Annotated in this window: 17 protein-coding genes; 8 read left to right on the forward strand and 9 right to left on the reverse strand. The window is 73.4% G+C overall.

The features are described from left to right. Nucleotide 1 precedes the first annotated feature (1 nt). Nucleotides 2–1630 (reverse strand): dolichyl-phosphate-mannose--protein mannosyltransferase, encoded by a 1629-nt coding sequence (locus OG550_RS11335; RefSeq protein WP_442905982.1) that lies wholly within the window; start codon nt 1628–1630, stop codon nt 2–4. 320 nt (nt 1631–1950) lie between these two features. After that, nucleotides 1951–3309 (reverse strand): MFS transporter, encoded by a 1359-nt coding sequence (locus tag OG550_RS11340; protein WP_327676583.1) that lies wholly within the window; start codon nt 3307–3309, stop codon nt 1951–1953. 117 nt (nt 3310–3426) lie between these two features. Between OG550_RS11340 and OG550_RS11345 the strand changes: the two genes are divergently transcribed. Beyond that, nucleotides 3427–3987 carry a MarR family winged helix-turn-helix transcriptional regulator gene (locus OG550_RS11345; RefSeq protein ID WP_327676584.1) on the forward strand — a complete coding sequence of 187 codons (561 nt, stop codon included), beginning with the start codon at nt 3427–3429 and terminating at the stop codon, nt 3985–3987. A 143-nt stretch (nt 3988–4130) separates the two neighbouring features. On the opposite strand, the gene OG550_RS11350 is transcribed toward OG550_RS11345, so the two are convergent. From OG550_RS11350 to OG550_RS11360, 3 genes are all read right to left on the reverse strand, one after another. Continuing rightward, nucleotides 4131–5951, reverse strand: coding sequence for a glycosyl hydrolase family 18 protein (locus tag OG550_RS11350; RefSeq protein WP_327676585.1), 1821 nt, complete (start codon nt 5949–5951; stop codon nt 4131–4133). 348 nt (nt 5952–6299) lie between these two features. Then, on the reverse strand, nt 6300–7010 hold the full coding sequence (locus tag OG550_RS11355) for an FxLYD domain-containing protein (protein WP_327676586.1): 711 nt from the start codon (nt 7008–7010) through the stop codon (nt 6300–6302). Between the two features lie 306 nt (nt 7011–7316). Further along, nucleotides 7317–7877: a DoxX family protein gene (locus OG550_RS11360; protein WP_327676587.1), complete on the reverse strand. Its 561-nt coding sequence runs from the start codon at nt 7875–7877 to the stop codon at nt 7317–7319. A 210-nt stretch (nt 7878–8087) separates the two neighbouring features. Here OG550_RS11360 and OG550_RS11365 point away from each other — a divergent pair, with 210 nt between their 5' ends. Next, on the forward strand, nt 8088–8723 hold the full coding sequence (locus OG550_RS11365) for a MarC family protein (RefSeq protein ID WP_327676588.1): 636 nt from the start codon (nt 8088–8090) through the stop codon (nt 8721–8723). A gap of 108 nt (nt 8724–8831) precedes the next feature. Here OG550_RS11365 and OG550_RS11370 read toward each other — a convergent pair whose 3' ends face one another. Then, nucleotides 8832–9374 (reverse strand): NADPH-dependent FMN reductase, encoded by a 543-nt coding sequence (locus tag OG550_RS11370; protein ID WP_327676589.1) that lies wholly within the window; start codon nt 9372–9374, stop codon nt 8832–8834. Nucleotides 9375–9461: 87 nt separating this feature from the next. Further along, nucleotides 9462–9896: an Lrp/AsnC family transcriptional regulator gene (locus tag OG550_RS11375; RefSeq protein WP_327676590.1), complete on the reverse strand. Its 435-nt coding sequence runs from the start codon at nt 9894–9896 to the stop codon at nt 9462–9464. 266 nt (nt 9897–10162) lie between these two features. Here OG550_RS11375 and OG550_RS11380 point away from each other — a divergent pair, with 266 nt between their 5' ends. The 5 genes from OG550_RS11380 (at nt 10163) to atpF (ending at nt 14476) form a co-directional block, all read left to right on the forward strand. Then, nucleotides 10163–11005, forward strand: coding sequence for a tryptophan 2,3-dioxygenase (locus tag OG550_RS11380; RefSeq protein WP_327676591.1), 843 nt, complete (start codon nt 10163–10165; stop codon nt 11003–11005). A gap of 119 nt (nt 11006–11124) precedes the next feature. Continuing rightward, on the forward strand, nt 11125–12351 hold the full coding sequence (kynU, locus tag OG550_RS11385) for a kynureninase (protein ID WP_327676592.1): 1227 nt from the start codon (nt 11125–11127) through the stop codon (nt 12349–12351). Between the two features lie 124 nt (nt 12352–12475). After that, on the forward strand, nt 12476–13111 hold the full coding sequence (locus OG550_RS11390; protein WP_327676593.1) for a TetR/AcrR family transcriptional regulator: 636 nt from the start codon (nt 12476–12478) through the stop codon (nt 13109–13111). Next, a complete protein-coding gene (locus OG550_RS11395; protein WP_327676594.1) occupies nt 13108–13872 on the forward strand; it encodes a glucose 1-dehydrogenase in 765 nt (254 codons plus the stop codon). Before OG550_RS11390 ends, OG550_RS11395 begins: the two co-directional genes overlap by 4 nt. A 112-nt stretch (nt 13873–13984) precedes the next feature. Then, the gene (gene atpF / locus OG550_RS11400) at nt 13985–14476 is read left to right on the forward strand and encodes a F0F1 ATP synthase subunit B (RefSeq protein WP_327676595.1); all 492 of its coding nucleotides are present in this window, start codon (nt 13985–13987) and stop codon (nt 14474–14476) included. A gap of 141 nt (nt 14477–14617) precedes the next feature. On the opposite strand, the gene OG550_RS11405 is transcribed toward atpF, so the two are convergent. After that, nucleotides 14618–15571 carry a hypothetical protein gene (locus OG550_RS11405; protein ID WP_327676596.1) on the reverse strand — a complete coding sequence of 318 codons (954 nt, stop codon included), beginning with the start codon at nt 15569–15571 and terminating at the stop codon, nt 14618–14620. A 63-nt stretch (nt 15572–15634) separates the two neighbouring features. On the opposite strand from OG550_RS11405, the gene OG550_RS11410 reads away from it, so the two are divergent. Further along, nucleotides 15635–16264: a TetR/AcrR family transcriptional regulator gene (locus tag OG550_RS11410; RefSeq protein WP_327676597.1), complete on the forward strand. Its 630-nt coding sequence runs from the start codon at nt 15635–15637 to the stop codon at nt 16262–16264. Between the two features lie 125 nt (nt 16265–16389). On the opposite strand, the gene OG550_RS11415 is transcribed toward OG550_RS11410, so the two are convergent. After that, nucleotides 16390–17949, reverse strand: a complete 1560-nt coding sequence (locus OG550_RS11415; protein WP_327676598.1) for a choice-of-anchor A family protein — start codon at nt 17947–17949, stop codon at nt 16390–16392. Nucleotides 17950–18129 lie beyond the last annotated feature (180 nt).

Genomic DNA, 18129 nt, shown 5'->3' on the forward strand with positions numbered 1-18129 from the left:
GTCAGATCCAGCCGGTGAACCACATCCGGTCCTGCCAGGACGTCATCGGGATCACCTCCGCCGTGTACAGCGGGTAGAAGAAGGCGAAGCAGGCCATGATCGCCAGCACGATCAGCCCGGCCCCGGCGGCACCGATCCGGCGCCGCTCGGGTGTGCAGCCCTCCGGGCCGAGCATCGCCCCGAGCATCTGGGCGACGGCCAGGCAGAGGAAGGGGACGAGCACCACCATGTAGAAGGAGAAGACGGTCCGCTCCTGGTACTGGAACCACGGCAGGTAGACGCCGGCGACGCCGCACAGTACGGCGCCCGACCGCCAGTCGCGGCGGAAGAACCAGCGCCACAGCAGGTAGAGGAGCGCGAAGCAGGCCGTCCACCAGAGCAACGGGGTACCGAGGCCGAGGATCTGCACCGCGCAGCCGCCGGACGCGGTGCAGCCGTGCTGCCCGCTCGGCGCCTGTTCCCAGTACATGGAGACCGGGCGGCCCTGGACCAGCCAGCTGAAGGGGTTGGACTGGTAGGTGTGCGGGGTGCTCAGGCCGGTATTGAAGTCGTACATCTGCGAGTGGTAGTGCCAGAGGCTGCGCAGCGGCGCCGGCACCCAGCTCATCGGGACCTGCGGCAGCGGGACGCCGAGGAAGGTGTCCGGGGAGAGACCGGCCCGGTCGTCGGCCCAGTGCCGGTCGAAGCCGCCGCCGGTGCCGCCCTTCCCGCCGCCGGTGAACAGCCAGCCGGCCCAGCCCCCGACGTAGACGACGAACGCGGCGCCGACGGTGGAGAGGAAGGCGGGCAGCGCGTCCCGGCGGAGCATCGAGCGCCACGGACGGCGGGCTCCGGCCCAGCGGCGGCCGGACTGGTCCCAGAGGACGGTGAGCAGGCCGAAGGCCGCGAGCACCATGGCGCCGTTCCACTTGACCCCGCAGGCGGCGCCGAGGAACACCCCGGCGGCGATCCGCCACGGGCGGGCGCCGAGCCGGACGGTGTCGCCGCCGTAGGCGTCGCGGACGGCGGCCAGCCGGGCCCGGGCGTGGTCGCGGTCGACCAGCAGCGCGCCGAAGGCGGCCAGCACGAAGAACATCTGGACGCCGTCGAGCAGGCCGATCCGGCTCATCACCAGGTGGAGGCCGTCCACCGCCATCAGCAGGGCCGCGGTGCAGCCGATCAGGGTGGAGCCGAACAGGCGGCGGCCGATCCGGGCCAGCATCAGCACCGAGACGGTGCCGAGCAGGGCGGTCATGAACCGCCAGCCGAAGGGGTGCAGGCCGAAGCCCCACTCGCCGAGGGCGATGACCCACTTGCCGAGCGGCGGGTGGGCGATGAACTCGGGGGCCTGCGTGAGCGGGATGTGCTGCGGGACGGCCAGGATCTCGGTGTTGGAGGTGTCGGGCCAGGTGCCCTCGTAGCCCTGCCGGAGCAGTGACCAGGCGTCCTTGGGGTAGTAGGTCTCGTCGAAGACGAAGGCGTTGGGGTAGCCGAGGTTCCAGAACCTCAGCAGGCCTGCGAAGAGCGCCACGCCGATCGGCCCGAGCCAGTCGGCCCGGTCGGCCGCCCTTCGCAGCAGCCCCCGCCGTCCCGGTTCCGGGGCTGCGGGGGCTGGTGGTGCGGGTGGGTGCGTGAGCGCCACTTGCGTCATAGCCTCGCCGATTCGCCTGCTCGCCTGTGCCGGCCGGGGCCGGGCGGTCATCAGCCACTGACACTATGTGCCGGTGGGCACGAAGCCAAGCGCGACGGGCGCCGTCCAGGTGACCCGCACGATCCCGGTCCGGCGCACGTTCCCGCAGGTGCGTCCGCCCGGCGGCCGCGCAGCGCGGTGCACCCTGCGGTGCACCGCGGTGGGACACGACGGTCACCCGCCGCGGTGGGACGCGACGGGTGACACGGCAGTGACACGGCGGGCGGCACGGCGGCCGGCGGCCGGCCGGGGCCCCGCTCCCGGTTCCCCGGGGCGGCGTCTCAGGCCGCGGTCTGGAGCTCCCGGACCACCGGCACCGGCGTGCGGACCACGGCCGGGGCCGCGTTGTCCTGGGCCGCGGTGAGGTACGGCCGCAGGCGCAGCGCCATCACCACGATCAGCACGGTGCAGCCGGCCATCGCCGCCAGGTAGAGCGGCCAGGTGCCGGAGCCGACCAGCAGCACGCCCACGGCCGGGCCGACGGCGATCGCGATCTGCTTCACCAGGGCGTAGCCGGAGTTGTACGTGCCGAGCAGCCGGGCCGGTGCGAGGTCCGCGACGATCGGGCCCAGGGTGGGGGCGAGCAGCGACTCGCCGACGCCGAACAGGGCGTAGATCGACACGATCGCGGCGGTGGCCGCCATCGTCTCGGTCCGGATCAGGCCGGCGACCAGGGCCATCGTCCAGGCGCCCAGCCAGACCACGCCGGCCGCGGCCATGGCGGTGGTGCGCCGGCGGCGGGCGGTGATCCGCACCATGAACATCTGCAGCACCACGATGGTCAGCGCGTTGGCGCCGATGGCGATGCCCAGGGTGGAGGGCGCGGTGCCGACGGTGTCGGTGGCGAAGGCCGCGACGCCGGACTCGAACTGGCCGTAGCAGGTGAAGAAGATCAGCCCGGCGAGCAGGCAGAGCCGGAGCATGGCCTTGTCCGCGACCAGGGCGCGCAGGCCCTGCGGGCCGTCGGTCCGCTCGTGGACGAGCACCGGCGCGGCGTTCGGGATCCGGGCGCTGCCGGTCACCAGGGCGAGGCCGAGGAAGGTCACGGCCTCGATGGTGAAGAGCCGGGTCAGGCTCGCCGGGTCGGCGACGTCCACGATCTGGCCGCCGACCAGCGCGCCGATGCCCATGCCCAGGTTGATCAGGGTGAACTGCAGCGCGAAGGCGTGCGAGCGGGTCGCGGCCGTCGAGCAGCGGACGATCATGGTGGCGAGCGCCGGCTGGCAGGTGGTGACACCCGCGCCGAACAGGAAGGAGGAGACCAGCAGGCCCGGCGTGCCGGTGGCGTGGCCGAAGGCGAACGCACCGGTGGCGGCGAGTGCGGCACCGGCGAGCAGCACCGGGCGCGGGCCGTACCGGTCGATGCCGCGGCCGGTGAACGGCAGCACGGCGAGCGCGGCCAGCGCGAAGACGGTGAACACCATCCCGGCCGCCAGCGAGCCCAGCCCCCGCACCTGGTCCACGTACACGAACATGTACGGCATCGTGAACCCGCTGCCGAACGCGCTGAGCGCGTTGCCGATCTGGACGCGGCGCAGCGGGCCGCCCGCCCCGCGTCGCTGCTGCCTCTGCTGCTTCACCGTGCCGGTCACCGTGCACACCCCTTCGTTGAGGTCCGTCAAGGACTCGTTGACTTTCACCGGATACTCTTAAGACCGGAAGACTTAAGAGCTAAAGTTTGACCCTAAAGTCTTAGCACCGGAAGAGTGCTGAGTCAAAGGCTTAAGGAGTGCACCTCTCATGGGACACTGGTCCGCATGACTGCAGAGAAGCCCGCACCGGCCACCGAACGCGAGCTCGGCATCGCCGAGCAGGTGGCCGTCTACCAGCGGGAATTCCCCACCGTGGACCCGCAGGTGGAGACCATCGTGCAGACGCTCTCCCGGGTCGCCCGGCGGATGACCGTCGCGTACGGCCGGCAGCTCACTGTGCTCGGAATCACCTCCGCCGAGTGGGAGGTGCTCAAGGCGCTCGTCGTCTCCGGGAGCCCGTACCGGCTCGGGCCCGGCGAGCTGGCCAAGCGGCTCGGCCTGACACCGGCCGCGATGACCCACCGGATCGACCGGATGGTCACCGAGGGGCTGGTGACCCGGGAGCGGGACGAGGCCAACCGGGTCCGGGTGATCATCGAGCTCACCGACGTCGGCCGCGACAAGTGGCTGGAGTCGATGCGGATGGCGGCCGTCTTCGAGGAGGAGCTGCTCCAGGACGTCGTGGGCGAGGACCGCACGGTGCTCTCCGCGATGCTGGCCAGGATGCTGCGCCGGATCGAGGAGACCCAGCCGGACGCCCTCGGCCGCACCGCCGACCTGGACTGACGGCCCGCCGAACGACGACAGTCCGGCCCGCCGGGGAGACTCCCCGGCGGGCCGGACTGCTTGGTGCTGCGGTGCGGTGCGAGGGTCCGTCAGGCCCTCAGGTGCTCAGGTGCTCGGTCGCCCGGGCGTCCGGGCGGCGGGGTTCAGCAGGGGCCGTTGTCGGTCCAGACGCCCCACTGGCCGGCCAGCGACGGGTCGTCGCCCTTGGTCCACCACTTGCTGGTGTAGTAGTGACCCTTCCAGGAGACCTTGGTCGGGGTCGCGTAGGTGGTGGCCGGGTCCCAGCTCGGGGCCGCGGCGCAGCCGGGCGGGGTGGTCGGCGGCGTCGTCGGAGGAGTCGTCGGCGGGGTCGTCGGCGGCGTGGTCGGCGGCGTCGTCGGAGGAGTCGTGGGCGGCGTGGTCGGCGGGGTGGTCGGCGGCGTGGTCGGCGCGGCCGGGCAGGCCGCGGCGGAGCCGTTGGTGGCCTCGACCATCTTGTCGAACAGCGCGGTCTTGGTGCCCAGGTCGTACAGCGAGAAGGCGAAGGAGCCGCCGAGGCCGTTGCAGTGGGCGTAGTCGATCTTCGCCTGGATCGAGCGGGCGTCCTCGCCGGTCCAGAAGGTCGAGCCGTCGTAGAAGTACGTGGTCTTCGCGGTGTCGTCCCAGAACGTCTTCGCCGGGTTGTCGACGAAGCCGGCCAGCTCCTTGTACATCTGGATGCCGGGGACGTTGCCCGAGAGCGCGGCGCCTGCGGCCGGGCCGGTGGCGGGCTGGAAGAGGCCGTTCTTGCCGTTGTTCTGGACGCCGGTCCAGCCGCGGTAGTAGAACGGGACGCCCACGTTGATCTTCTTCGCGGGGAAGCCGCCGGGGATGCCGTAGTCCGGGTCACCCGCGGTGTAGGCCTTGATGGCCGCGTCGACCGAGTACTTGCCGTTGCCCGGCTTGGCCGGGGTCATCGGGTCGTTCGGGCCGGAGTAGATCGGGGCCTGGTGGTTGGTCGGGCCCTTGGCGTCCCACGCACCGTGCATGTCGTAGGTCATGATGTCCAGGAACGTCAGGTACTGGCCGATCTTGTCGGTCTCGACGTTCCGGATCTTGTCCTGGCCGGCGCCGACCGCCGCCGCGGTGGCGTAGGTCTTGCCGTCGGCCTTGCCCTGCGCGTCGAGCTGCTCGCGCAGCTCCTTCAGCAGCAGGGTGAAGTTCTGCTTGTCGTTCGGGCTCTCCAGGTTGCCGGTGTGGCCGCCGCCGCCCGGGTACTCCCAGTCGATGTCGATGCCGTCGAAGATGCCGGCCGCCGAGGCCGGGCCGCCGTAGCCGGCGTCGACCGGCAGGTTTCCCTTGATGAACATGTCGATGCAGGACGAGACCAGCTTCTTGCGGGAGGCGTCCGTGGCCGCCGCCGCCGAGAAGTACTTGGAGTAGGTCCAGCCGCCCAGCGAGATCAGGATCTTGAGGTTGGGGTTCTTCGCCTTCAGCTTCTTCAGCTGGTTGAAGTTGCCCGCGATCGGCTGGCCCCAGGCGTCGCCGACGCCGTCCACCGAGATGTCCGGGCCGAAGCTCTTCTGGTAGTCCGCGAACGCGTCACCCGCGCCGTCACCGGCGTTCGGGTTGTTGTCGTCCTGGTTGGCCGCCTTGGTGGCCTGGAAACAGGAGAGGTTCGTCGGGTGGATGTTGGCGAACGAGTAGACCAGGTAGTCCAGCTTCCCGGCCACGCCGGTGTCCTGGATCGTCTTGGGGTAGTACGCGTTCGCGTAGATCGACCACTGGTCGAAGTAGGCGACCTTGATGCCGCCGCTGGTGGCGGGCGCGCCGGTGGAGTTGGTGACGGCTGCGTTGGCCGCGGTGCCGCCGGAGAGGGCGAGGCCCGCGCCGAGCAGCAGGGAGGCCGTGGTGCCGGCGGCGATGGCGGTCAGGCTCTTGGACCGCCGACGACGGCCGCCCTCCTGAACCGGGGCCCCGGCCCTTTCGATGCGTGAACGGAGCATGGGTGCGTGACTCCTGGTCGTGGGGGATTCCGTCCGTCCCTGGGCGCTCGCACGGGGTGGGGCCGTACGACCAGGACATGACAGAACGGGATGGGGAATCGAGCGGTTTCATGCCTTGACGGACGCCGGGATAAGCCGAACCGGCGCCAGTGGCGGACCACTGACGCCGGTTCAGGGGCTCCCTGCACCTGGGCACTAAAATGGACTAGACCAACTACCCCGTCAAGGGGTGATGTTGAGGCTTGAGCCGCCGTTAAGGTTTCCCGTTCACCACGACGCCCCCGCTGACCTGCGGGTCAGCGGGGGCGCGCGGGCCGGAGCGGGCCGGTGGTACCCGGCGGTGCCGGCTCAGTACCGGACGGCATTGGCGACTACGGCCTTGACCGAACCCGTGAGGTCCCGGTTGCTGCGCGCCGTCGCCTGGGCGCTCTGCCCGGCGGCGACGTCCGGGACGTTGACCACCGTCGCGTCCAGCACGTTGCCGGAGCCGTCGGTGAAGTTGACCTGGACCACGTACCGGTTGGCCTGCTGCTCGTGGTTGCTCACAGTGATCGGCACCTCGGCCTTGCCGTCCGAGGCGGTGGACACCGCGCCCAGCGCCACGTCCCCCTTCGCGTCCAGGCCGCCCTTGATCCCGGAGATCGCCGAGGACGCCGCCGCCTGCGCCGACGCGGCCGCCGAGGCCGCGGAGGAGGAGATCCCGCCCGCGATCGACGCGGCGGCCGAGGAGAGCCCGCCGGCCGCCGAGGCCAGCGCCGAACCCGCCGCCGAGGCGGCGGCCGAGGCCGCACCCTCGATGCCCGACCCCACCGCGGCGGCGGCCGAGGAGACCGCGCTGCTCGGTGAGGAGTCCGAGGAGCAGCCCGCCAGCGCGGCCCCGCCGAGCACGGCCGCACCCAGCACGGCGGCCAGTGCGCGGCGCGGCCGGCGGACGACGGGGGCGGCGTGGTCCTGCACGGTGACCCGGAGCGGCGCGGCCCGGTCCGGTGCGGTCGGCCCGGGCCGGGCGTCGGTCCGGGGGGGCGGCGCCGCGGTGCGGCTGAGCGGCTGGCGATCCATCGGGGTCCTCGATTCTGGCCGGCGCCGGGGGCCCGGCACGCCTCCCGCCCACCCTCCGGGGGCCGGACCCGGGCTGCCAGCAGGGCTGGTGCGTTCGGGTGAGCACCCTCCGGAGCGGGCGTAACCCCGCCGCGGACCGCGCCCGGCCGCGCCGGTGGCGGCATCCGGGCGCGCTCGGCGGCGCCCGCCGACACCCGGGCGCCCCCGGCGGCGCGGCCACGGACAGTCACCGGGTGGCCGTCGCCGTCGCCGCCGGGCGGTACCCACCAGGCACTCCGACGGGTGCCGCCGGTGCCCGGCGGGTGGTCAGGAGAGCCCCGAACCCTCCTGCCCCTGCGCCTCCACCGCCGCCCGCTCCTCCTGCAGCCGGACGACGTGCCGGCGCCGGGCCACCACCCCGTACGCCGAGGCGGCGCTGCCGACGAAGGCCAGCACGCCGACCCACGGCCGGTTGAAGACGTGCCCGGTCAGGTGGTCCAGCGAGTACCGGCCGGGGCCGGCCAGGCCCAGCGCCAGCCCGGTCGCGCCCAGGAAGGCCGGGTACTCGTAGCCGCCGGAGGTCATGAAGAAGCCGGCCGGGGCGTGCACGGCCACCGCGCCGGCCATGGTGCCGGCCACCACGGCGCCGGCGGCGGGCGTCGCGAGGCCGGCGACCAGCATCGCGCCGCCGCCCGCCTCGCCGAGCCCGGCCGCCAGCGCGCTCTGCCGGGCCGGGTGGAAGCCCATCGCCTCCATCGCCTTGGCGGTGCCGTCCAGGCCGCCGCCGCCGAACCAGCCGAACAGCTTCTGGGTGCCGTGGGCGATCAGCACTCCGCCGACGGCACTGCGCAGGGCCAGCAGGCCCAGGTCGATACGGTTCAGAGCCATGTCGAATCCTCTTCCAGAGTTCACCAGCGGAGGGACGATCCGGTTTCCATAGCAACGGACGGCGCCGGGCGGCTCGACCTGGGACCGCCATCCGGGCGAATTCCGGTCCGGCCGGGAATGAACGGCCGTCGACGTGACGTGCGCCGCGCCGCACCGGCCCCGGGGGCGTGGCGACCGGACCGCGCCGACCGCCGCGGCCATGCTGGGGGGATGTTCGTCTTCAACCTGAGCAGCGCCTTCATCGCCTTCTTCGCCGTCGTCGGCCCGCCGAAGGTCCTGCTGTCGTTCGCCCGGCTGGCCGGTACCCGCTCCGCCCGGGAGCTGCGTCGTCTGGCCGCCTGGAGCTCGATCATCTCCGCGGTGATCGGCGTGGTGCTCGCCTTCAGCGCCGACTTCGTCACCACCCTGTTCCACATCAGCGACCAGTCGCTGCAGCTGGCCGGCGGAACGATCTTCTTCACCTACGCGATGGCGCTGGTCTTCGGCATCCACCTGGGCAGCGGCGCGGACGAGCAGGACGAGCACCTCTCCAACCCGATGGTCGACGGCATCCGCGAGCTGCTGCTGCCCTACATCGCCAGCCCGCTCGCCGTCACCGCGGTCCTGGTCGGCTCGCTCACCAAGGACGACTGGGGCTGGCGGACCACGGTGGCCGGCGCCTACCTCGCGGTCGTGGCGCTCAACTACGTCTGCGTGGCCGTCCTGGCCCCGCTGATGCGGCACACCCACCGCACCTCGCTGGAGGTGCTCTCCCGACTGCTCGGCCTGCTGCTGGCGGCGGTCGGCGTCGAGCTGTTCCTGAACGGGCTGGACGGCCTGGGCGTGCACCTGCTCGACGGGCACTGACCCGGGCGGGCGGTAACCGGGGCGGTCCCGGGAGCGGAAGCACCCCGGGACCCGCCGAGCGGCCGCCCCCGGGACCGACCACTCGGCGGGCCCCGGGGCGGGCCGGGCTCAGCCGGCCGAGGCCAGCCGGACCAGCACCTCGCCGATCCGGTCGCGCATCAGCGGGTCGGAGACCAGCCCGTCCGGCCCGACGTCCCCGCGCGCCAGCGGCACCCGTACGCAGGCCTCCTCCACCACGGTCGCCCCCGTGTACCGGAGCACCGTGCGCAGCGCCTCCTCCGCGCCCTGGCCGCGGCCCGGCCCGGCGGTGTTGATCCAGGCGGCCGGCTTGTCCGCGATCTCGATGCCGCCCACCGTCCAGTCCAGCAGGTTCTTGAAGGCGCCCGGCAGGGTGCCCGCGTACTCGGGGGTGCAGATCAGCAGGGCGTCGGCGGCCTCGATCGCGGCCCGCAGCCCGGTGACCGGCTCCGGCAGCGGGTCGGTGTCCAGGTCCGGGTTGAAGTGCGGCAGCCCGGCCAGGCCGGTGTAGTAGGTGGCGGCGACGCCTTCGGTGACGCGCGCGACGGCGACGGCCGTGCGCAGCACCGTCTCGTTGGCGGAGCCGGCGCGCAGGCTGCCCGGAAGCAGCAGGATGTGACGGTCGTTCGGCATGGCGAGGAACCTACTCCCCCGGCGGGCCCGGTCCGCCGCCGGGCCGCTCACGCCGCCCCGGACACGCCGCCCCGGACACCCCCGCCGTCACGGCGCCACCACCGGCCGCCAGGGCACCGGGCTGGAGAGGATCATCGAACTCGACGGCTGCCCGTAGGCGCCGAGGCGGTCGGTGAGCGCCTCGAAGTCGGCCATCGTCGGCACCGCGACCAGCAGGACGCAGCAGGCCCCCCCGGTCACCCGGTGCAGCTGGAGCACCTCCGGCCAGCCGGGCACCTCGGGGTCGCGCAGCACGCAGCGCGGGCCGTAGCACTGGATCTGCACCAGCGCGGTGATCGGCAGCCCGGAGCGGGTCAGGTCCACGTGGGCGTGGTAGCCGGTGATCACCCCGTCGGCCTCCAGCCGGCGGACGCGCTCGGCGACGGCGGGTGCGGAGAGGCTCACCCGGCGGGAGAGTTCGTTGTACGAGAGCCGGGCGTCAGCCTGCAGCTCGGCCAGCAGGCGGCGGTCGACGGCGTCCATCACGGCTCCTCGCGGATCGGTTTCGAGTGGCTGGATCCCGCTGCTTTGCGATCGTGAAGAGGATCGGGAAAACACCTCTCGTACGACAGGCCCGGTCGCGGTTGCCGTGCCCGCCGCCCATTCAAATGCGGGCCGGGGCCACCGCACAATGGGGCCGCGGCGACGTCCGGGGCGCCTGGTCCGGTTTCCGGGCCCGTCCGGTTATCGGCCGTCCGACCGTCGGACGCCCGGATGTCCGTCGTCGCAGGACCAGAAGGGATCGGGGCATGGGGCACGACACGGTGGAGAACACGGTGGAGACACCCAACCTGTCGTTCGGTCGGCGCGGGGAGCCGGGTCGGGGCACCCCGTACGCCCGCTACGCGCGGCTGGAGGAGCTGCACAGCCTGCAGCACCCGCTCAGCAAGGTGCCGGCGGAGCTGTCGTTCATCGTCACCACGCAGGTGATGGAGCTGCTCTTCGGCCTGCTGCGGCACGAGTGGACGATCGCCCAGCGGGCGCTGCGCGAGGACGACCTGCCGACGGCACTGGCCGCGCTCCGGCGGGGCACGCACACGCAGGACGTGCTGGTGGAGTCCTGGGACCTGCTGGCCACGCTGACCCCGCAGGAGTTCAACGCCTTCCGCTCGGTGTTCGGCGAGGCCTCGGGCTTCCAGTCCTCGGCCTTCCTGCACCTGGAGTTCCTGATAGGCAACAAGAACGCCGCGCTGCTGCGGATGTACCAGGACACCCCCGACACGCTCGCCGAGCTGACCGCCGCACTGCACTCCCCCGGCCTGTACGACGACGCGCTGGCGCTGCTCGCCCGGCGCGGCCTGGAGGTGCCGCACGAGCCCTCCGACCAGCGGTACAAGGCCGACGAGACGGTGACGGCGGCCTGGCGGCGGGTCTACACCGAGCCGGAGCACGCCGGACTCCTGCCGCTCGCCGAGGCGCTGCTGGACGTCGCCGAGCGGGTCACCCGATGGCGCCACCGGCACCTGATGTCGGTCAAGCGGTCGATGGGCGCCAAGCCCGGTTCGGGCGGTTCGAGCGGTCTGACCTGGCTGCGCCGCGCGGCCGAGCAGGACGTCTTCCCCGAGCTGTGGACCGTCCGGGACGAGCTGTGACGGCCCCGGCCGACGACCCGGGCCGCGCCGGGACCCGGCCGGACGGGACGCGGCACGACGGGACGCGGCAGGACGGGGCCGGCCCCGACGACATCGGCAGGACGAACGAGAGGCTGGGCATGATCACGCGCGAGGAGTGTGCGGCACTGGACGCCGCCGACCCGCTGGCGGCGTTCCGCGGGGAGTTCACCCTCCCGCCGGGGGTGGTCTACCTGGACGGCAACTCGCTCGGCGTGCTGCCGGCCCGCACCCCGGCCCGGGTGCGGCAGGTGGTCGAGGAGGAGTGGGGCCGCGAGCTGATCCGCAGCTGGAACGACGCGGGCTGGTTCGAGCAGCCGTACCGGCTGGGCCGGCGGATCGCCCCGCTGATCGGGGCCGCCCCGGAGGAGGTGGTGGTCTGCGACACCACCTCGGTGAACCTGTTCAAGGTGCTGACGGCGGCGCTGCGGCTGCGCCCCGGGCGGCGGACGGTGCTCGGCGACGGCGCGGCCTTCCCGACCGACCTCTACATCGCCGAGGGTGTGACGGGGCTCGTGCCCGGCACCCGCAGCGTGCTCGTCGACCCCGCCGCGCTGGACTCCCACCTGGACGGGGACGTCGCCGTCGTCGTCCTGTCGCACGTCGACTACCGGACCGGCGAGCTGCTGGACATGCCCGGGATCACCGCCCGGGTGCAGGCCGCCGGCGCCCTGATGATCTGGGACGTCTGCCACTCGGTGGGCGCCCTGCCGGTCGAGCTCGGCGCGAGCGGCGCGGACTTCGCGGTCGGCTGCACCTACAAGTACCTGAACGGCGGACCCGGCTCGCCGGCGTTCCTGTTCGTCGCCGGCCGACACCTGGCGGCCGGGCCGGAGCAGCCGCTGAGCGGCTGGTTCGGACACGCCCGCCCGTTCGCCTTCGAGCCGGGGTACGACCCGAAGGAGGGCATCGGGCGCTTCCTGACCAGCTCGCCCTCGCTGCTCGGCCAGGCCGCGCTGGAGGCCTCGCTGGACGTCTGGGAGCAGGCCGACCCGGCCGCCGTCCGGACCAAGAGCCTGGCCCTGACCGACCTGTTCGTCTCGCTGGTGGAGGGGCTGGACGGGATCGAGGTGGCCACCCCGCGCGAGCACGCCCGGCGCGGCAGCCAGGTCGCACTGCGGCACGCCGACGGCTACCCGGTGGTGCAGGCGCTGATCGCGCGCGGCGTGATCGGGGACTTCCGGGCGCCGGACCTGATGCGGTTCGGCTTCACCCCGCTCTACCTCTCCCACACGGACGTGTGGGACGCGGCGCAGCAGCTGGCGGAGGTGCTGGAGAGCGGCGAGTGGAAGGACGAGCGCTTCGCCCGCCGCGGCGAGGTGACCTGACCGGCCGACCCGGCGCCGACGCGACCCGCCGCCGACCCGGCGCGTCGACCCCGGGGGCGGACGCGCCGGTCCGTCCGACCGGCCTTCCTTGCCGTTAATAATGCCGAGTATTAAAGTCGGTCGCATGGCAAGGACGTCGGCGGGCCACGAGACCCGCGAGAAGCTGCTCCGGGCGGCGGAGGAACTCTTCGCGACCCGGGGTGTGGAAGCCGCCCTGACCAGGGACATCACCCGGCTCGCCGGGCAGAGCAACCCCTCCGCCGTGCAGTACCACTTCGGCTCCCGCGAGGGCCTGCTCGACGCGATCATGGCCGCCCGCCAGGACCGCACCGAGCGGGCCCTCGCGCCGCGCCTGCCCGCACTCGGCTCCGCCGACCTGCCCGGACTGCTCGGCGCGCTGATCGCCGCCGAGGCCACCGAGCTGCGCACCGAGCGCGGCCGGCACTGCCTGCGGATCTCCGCCCAGGTCAGCCGGGCCAGCGGCGTCCGCACCCGCACACCGCACCCGACCCTCGCGCCGGGCGGCTACTGGCGGGTGATCGGGCTGGTCGAGGACCGCGTCCGCGGACTGCCGGAGCCGATCCGGCTGGAGCGGATCGACCTCGTGCTCACCCTGATCGGCGCGGCCCTGGCCGACCGGGCCCTCCAGTACCTCACCGGGGCGGCCCCGCTGACCGACGAGGAGACCTTCCTCGCCGACCTCGCGACGGTGTCCGCCGCCATGCTCTCCGCACCGACCTCTCCGAGGAGCACGTCATGAACGACCTCACCGGCAAGACCGTCATCATCACCGGCGCCGCCCGCGGCCTGGGCGCCGAAGCCGCCGCGCTGGCCGTCTCCGCCGGTGCCTCCGTGGTGCTGACCGACGTGCTGGAGGCGGACGGCAAGGCCACCGCCGCGGCGCTGGGTGAGCGGGCCCGGTTCGTGCGCCACGACGTGGCCTCCGAGGAGGACTGGCAGCACGTGGTCGACTTCGCCGAGGGCGAGTTCGGCGCGGTGCACGGACTGGTCAACAACGCCGGCATAGCCACCGGTTCGCTGCTCACCGACGAGAGCGTCGAGCACTTCCGCCGGGTGGTGGACGTCAACCTGACCGGCGTCTTCATCGGCATGAAGACGGTGGTCCCGGCGCTGCGCGCGGCCGGCGGCGGCTCGATCGTCAACATCTCCTCGGCGGCCGGCCTGATGGGCCTGGCGCTGACCGCCGGCTACGGGGCCTCCAAGTGGGGGGTGCGCGGCCTGTCCAAGATCGGCGCCGTGGAGCTGGGCGCCGAGCGGATCCGGGTCAACTCCGTCCACCCGGGCATGACGTACACGCCGATGACGGCGGCGGTCGGCATCCGGCGCGGCGAGGGCAACTACCCCAACACCCCGATGGCCCGGGTCGGCGAGGCCCCCGAGATCGCCACCGCCGTGGTCTACCTGCTCTCCGACGACTCCTCCTACGTCAACGGCGCGGAGCTGGCCGTCGACGGCGGCTGGACCACCGGACCGACCGTCAAGTACGTGATGGGCCAGTAGCCTCCGGGCCGCGTCCGTGACCTCCCCCACAGCGGCCCGGCGGTTCACCGCCGGGCCGTCGGGGCAGCTACTCCTATGACATACCGTCAGACCATAGGAGGGACGCATCATCATGAACCTCGGACCACTGGAGCCCGAACCCTCCGAACTGCTCCTCGGACTGGCCTGCTTCTTCCTGCTGTTCTGGGTGTTCGGCCGCAAGCTCCTGCCCAGGATCGAAGAGGTGCTGGCCACCCGGCGCGACGTCATCGAGGGCGGGCAGGAGCGCGCTGAGGCGACCCGCGCCGAGGCCGAGCGCACGCTGGAGGAGTACCGGCAGGAGCTGGCGGCGGCCCGGCACGAGGCGGCGCGGATCCGGCAGGAGGCCGCCGAGCAGGGTGCGGTGCTCATCGCGGCGGCGCGCGAGGAGGGCCTCCGCGAGCGGGACCGGCTGATAGCCGAGGCCGACGCGCAGCTCGCCGTGGACCGGGCACTCGCCGCCGTGACGCTCCGGCATGACGTCGGCGAGCTGGCCGTGGAGCTGGCCGGCCGGGTGGTCGGCGAGCCGGTGGGCGCCGTCGCCGCCCGGCGCGGCACGGTGGAGCGCTTCTTCGACGAGCGCTGAGCCGCCCCCGACGGCCGCCGACGGCCCCTCGCCCGCAGGACCGGGCGAGGGGCCGTCGGCGCGTCCGGAGCAGCCGCCGTCGGACCGGGCGGGCCCGCCCGAACCGCCGCCGGCCGTACTCGGACCGCCCTCAGAGCGCCCTCAGAGCGCCGTCAGTTCCCCGATCAGCCGCCCGTAGACCCCGAAGGCGGGCTTGGGCGCGTAGTCGTCGCGGAGCAGGCCGAAGTGGTGGAAGAGGCCGGGACCGGCGCTGTCCGCGTCCCGGAGGCCGAAGTGCCCGTAGCCGGTGATGTTCAGCTCGGCGGCCAGGCCCGCGACCGTCCGGACCACCTCCTCCACCACCTCGGCCTGCCGTTCCTCCGAGCGGCCCGGCCCGGTGGGCCAGCCGTGCTCACAGATCCGGATCGGCACCGACGGTCCGATGCCGGCCCGGGCGACGGTCTCCCGCCGGAACCCCGCGAGCACCGCCGCGACCACCTCGGCGAGCCGCCCCGCCGGGACGGGGCGGAAGACGTCGGGGAAGAAGTCCAGCCCGACGTAGTCGAGCGCGCGGTGGAACCGCTCGTCGGCGAGCTCGCCGAGGTCCGCCCAGAAGGTGTCGGCGGGGTCGAAGCCCAGCACCGCGTTGAACCCCACCGCGAGGTCGAGGCCGAGGGCCAGCGCCTCCTCCTTGGCCGCCACCACCCCCCGGACCAGCGCCTGCCGGACGTTCGGGACGGAGCCGTCGAGCACCGGCGAGTCGGCGTTCGGCTCCTCGCAGATCTGGAGCACGCCGATCCGGTGGCCCTCGGTGCGCACGGTCCGCCGGACGAAGTCCAGCCAGCCGTCCAACCGCCCGTCCGGCTCCCGGAACTGGAGGACCAGGTCGAGCCGGCGGCCCTCGACGGCGTACTGCCCGGGCTCGGCCGGGGTGGGCGGGGTGGCCGGTCCCTCGGGGTACGAGCGGTAGGCGCGGACCAGCAGGGCGGGCGCCCCGCCCTGGAGTTCGCGCAGCGCGGCGGTGATCCGGTCCGGGTCGTCGGGGCGGACGGGCGCGACCGTGCCGGTGTCGTCGCCGAGCAGGCCGCCGGGGTAGATGCCGAAGGTGAAGGTCATGCCCTCACCGTAGCCGATATTTTTGGTGTCACTCCAAGTTTGGTGCGGCACTATGATCCGGGCATGGGACTTCGCGAGGAGAAGAAGCGGCAGACCCGCACCCTGCTGGCCGACACCGCCATGGGCCTGTTCGCCGAGCACGGGTTCGAGCAGGTCACCGTGGTCGAGGTGGCCCGGGCCGCCGGGGTCTCGCCCAACACGGTGTTCAACTACTTCCCGACCAAGGAGGACCTCTTCTTCGACCGCCAGGCCGAGGTGGAGGCCCACCTGGCCCGGGTGGTGCGGGCACGCCCCGCGGGCACCTCGGCCGCGGACGCCGTCCGGGCCGACCTGCTGGCCGGCCTGGACGCGGGCGAGCCGACGTACGGGCTGAGCCCGCAGGCAGGGGTGTTCTGGCGGGTGATCGCGGAGAGCCCGGCGCTCCGGGCCCGGCTGCTCGACCTGGGCGAACGCGCCGAGCGGGCCCTGGCCGCGGCGCTGGCCGAGGAGGCCGGAGCCGCGCCGGACGACCCGCTCCCCCGGCTGGTGGCGGGCGCGATCGCCGGGGCGCACCGCGCGGCGCTGGCGGAGATCCGGCGGGGCATGGTGGCGGGCGAACCGGTGGACGCCGTCCGGGACCGGGTCGAGGCGGCGGTGACGGCGGGCTTCGGACTGCTGGGCACCGGCCTCGCGGGGTGGCCGCCCGCCCGCTGAGCGGTGAACGGGCCGGGCAGGCGCCGGGATCGGAGACGGGAACGGAACGCACCGTGCCGCCCGGTCGGAGGACCGGGCGGCACGGTGTCCGTTGCGGCCGGAGCTACCGGAGCCGCCGGAGCCGGCTAGCTGTGGCGCCCGCGGCGACGGGCGGCGGCCACGGCGAGACCGCCGAGGGCCAGCAGGCCGACGCCGGCCAGGCCCAGGACGACCGGGCCGTTGCCCGCACCGGTCGACGGCAGTTCACCGCCGCCACCCGGCTTGCCGGGGGCCGGGTGGTGGCCGGTCGGGCCGTGGCTGCCCGAGCCGTGGCCGCCCGGCCCGTGGCTGCTCGGGCCGTGACTGGTCGGCGCGGCACTGGACGAGCTGGGCGAGGAGGTCGGCGAGGTCGGCGACGCCGTCGGCGAGGTGGGGCTCGCGGTCGGGGACGTCGGCGAGGCGGTCGGCGAGGTCGGGCTCGCGGTCGGGGACGTCGGCGACGCCGTCGGCGAGGTCGGGGACGCCGTCGGGGAGGTCGGGCTCGCGGTGGGCGAGGTCGGGGAGGAGGTCGGCGAGGTCGGCGACGGGCTCGGCGTCACCTCGCAGTCCGGCAGGTCCCCGTCGAACGGGTAGCTGTGGATCTCGTAGCCGCCGTTGCCGGTCTGGATCAGGTTGCCCGCCAGGTACACCCGGCCGTTCATGCCCGGCATGCTGATGGTGGTGGTGCCCGCCGGGTTGCCGGCCATCACCGAGCCCTGGAACTGCGCGCTGCCGAGGATCTGCGCGGCCGTGGACGTGGGGAAGTTCCACATCAGCTTGGAGCGCATCTCGGTGGTCGGGTCGCCCGCCAGGCCCGTCCCGGTGTAGGTGTTGATGACCGGGTCGGCCGCCAGCATGTTGACCACGACGGTGGCGCCGGCCGGGATGTTGGTGAACACCAGGCCGATCTGCTGACCGGCGGAGCCGAGGTTCCCGGGGACGTTGAAGACCTGCTTCGCGCTGGTCCCGTCACCGGTGAAGGTCGCCTCGGTGGCGGTGACCGCCACGGTGCCGGTGGCCGTCGCGCGCCCGACGCAGGCGGAGACGTCCTCGATCTGGGTGAGCACCGACTGGTACGGCGCGGCGGCGTTCGCGTCCTGGATCGCCTGGCCGGTCGGGTCGATGGCGACCGTGCCGGTGAGCGTGCCCGCGTACCGCAGGTTGCCGAAGGCCTGGCCCTGCGAGTCGCTGCCGCCGATCAGCAGCGAGTTGCCGGGCAGTATCGTCACGTTGCCGCCGACGGTGAGGAAGTCGCTGCCGTTCGGCGGGACGACGCGGGAGCCGACGCCGACCACGCCCGCGTTGTAGGCGCCGCCGCCCTGGCTCTTGTCGACGGTGAAGTCCCCGAGGGCGACGATCTTTCCCTCGGCCTCGGCGGCCCGCCCGTTGACGGTGTAGTCGCCACCGGTGAAGACGTTGATCGTGGCGTCCCGGCCGGTGAAGTCGCCGTTGTTCGGCGGCGGCCAGGTGGCCGGGCAGTCCGGCCCGCTGCAGGCGCCGAGCGGCGGGGCCAGCGGCGCGGCCGAACCGACCGTCAGTACCGCTGCCATCGGCAGGGCCGCGACGGCGGTCGCCACCGCGACCCGGACGGCCCGCCGCCGCCGAGCGGCCGGCGGGCGCTCGACGGCGGTTCTTCTGTGATCCGGCGTACCGGTGCCCTGACCCATCGACACATTCCTCCGCACAGAGAAAAGGGCAGGCTGGACAACCTGCCTCGTTCCAGTTGATACAGGATCATCCCACTCGATTGACACAGATAGGGAACATCCCATACCAAATCGGACGATCCATACCCTACAGAGCATCAGCAATGATCCGAAAATCCACCGAACGGCTGACCGGCCCCG

This window comes from Kitasatospora sp. NBC_00458 (genome assembly GCF_036013975.1).
In the GTDB taxonomy this organism is placed as follows: Bacteria; Actinomycetota; Actinomycetes; order Streptomycetales; family Streptomycetaceae; genus Kitasatospora.

Excerpts from the sequence above, each read along its gene's own strand:
- OG550_RS11405 (WP_327676596.1), bottom strand. The coding sequence starts at position 15,571 with ATGACCTTCACCTTCGGCATCTACCCCGGCGGCCTGCTCGGCGACGAC.
- OG550_RS11345 (WP_327676584.1), top strand. The coding sequence starts at position 3,427 with ATGACTGCAGAGAAGCCCGCACCGGCCACCGAACGCGAGCTCGGCATC.
- OG550_RS11350 (WP_327676585.1), bottom strand. The coding sequence starts at position 5,951 with ATGCTCCGTTCACGCATCGAAAGGGCCGGGGCCCCGGTTCAGGAGGGC.
- OG550_RS11365 (WP_327676588.1), top strand. The coding sequence starts at position 8,088 with ATGTTCGTCTTCAACCTGAGCAGCGCCTTCATCGCCTTCTTCGCCGTC.
- OG550_RS11370 (WP_327676589.1), bottom strand. The coding sequence starts at position 9,374 with ATGCCGAACGACCGTCACATCCTGCTGCTTCCGGGCAGCCTGCGCGCC.
- kynU (WP_327676592.1), top strand. The coding sequence starts at position 11,125 with ATGATCACGCGCGAGGAGTGTGCGGCACTGGACGCCGCCGACCCGCTG.
- OG550_RS11390 (WP_327676593.1), top strand. The coding sequence starts at position 12,476 with ATGGCAAGGACGTCGGCGGGCCACGAGACCCGCGAGAAGCTGCTCCGG.
- atpF (WP_327676595.1), top strand. The coding sequence starts at position 13,985 with ATGAACCTCGGACCACTGGAGCCCGAACCCTCCGAACTGCTCCTCGGA.
- OG550_RS11375 (WP_327676590.1), bottom strand. The coding sequence starts at position 9,896 with ATGGACGCCGTCGACCGCCGCCTGCTGGCCGAGCTGCAGGCTGACGCC.
- OG550_RS11380 (WP_327676591.1), top strand. The coding sequence starts at position 10,163 with ATGGGGCACGACACGGTGGAGAACACGGTGGAGACACCCAACCTGTCG.
- OG550_RS11410 (WP_327676597.1), top strand. The coding sequence starts at position 15,635 with ATGGGACTTCGCGAGGAGAAGAAGCGGCAGACCCGCACCCTGCTGGCC.
- OG550_RS11335 (WP_442905982.1), bottom strand. The coding sequence starts at position 1,630 with ATGACGCAAGTGGCGCTCACGCACCCACCCGCACCACCAGCCCCCGCA.
- OG550_RS11395 (WP_327676594.1), top strand. The coding sequence starts at position 13,108 with ATGAACGACCTCACCGGCAAGACCGTCATCATCACCGGCGCCGCCCGC.
- OG550_RS11355 (WP_327676586.1), bottom strand. The coding sequence starts at position 7,010 with ATGGATCGCCAGCCGCTCAGCCGCACCGCGGCGCCGCCCCCCCGGACC.
- OG550_RS11415 (WP_327676598.1), bottom strand. The coding sequence starts at position 17,949 with ATGGGTCAGGGCACCGGTACGCCGGATCACAGAAGAACCGCCGTCGAG.
- OG550_RS11360 (WP_327676587.1), bottom strand. The coding sequence starts at position 7,877 with ATGGCTCTGAACCGTATCGACCTGGGCCTGCTGGCCCTGCGCAGTGCC.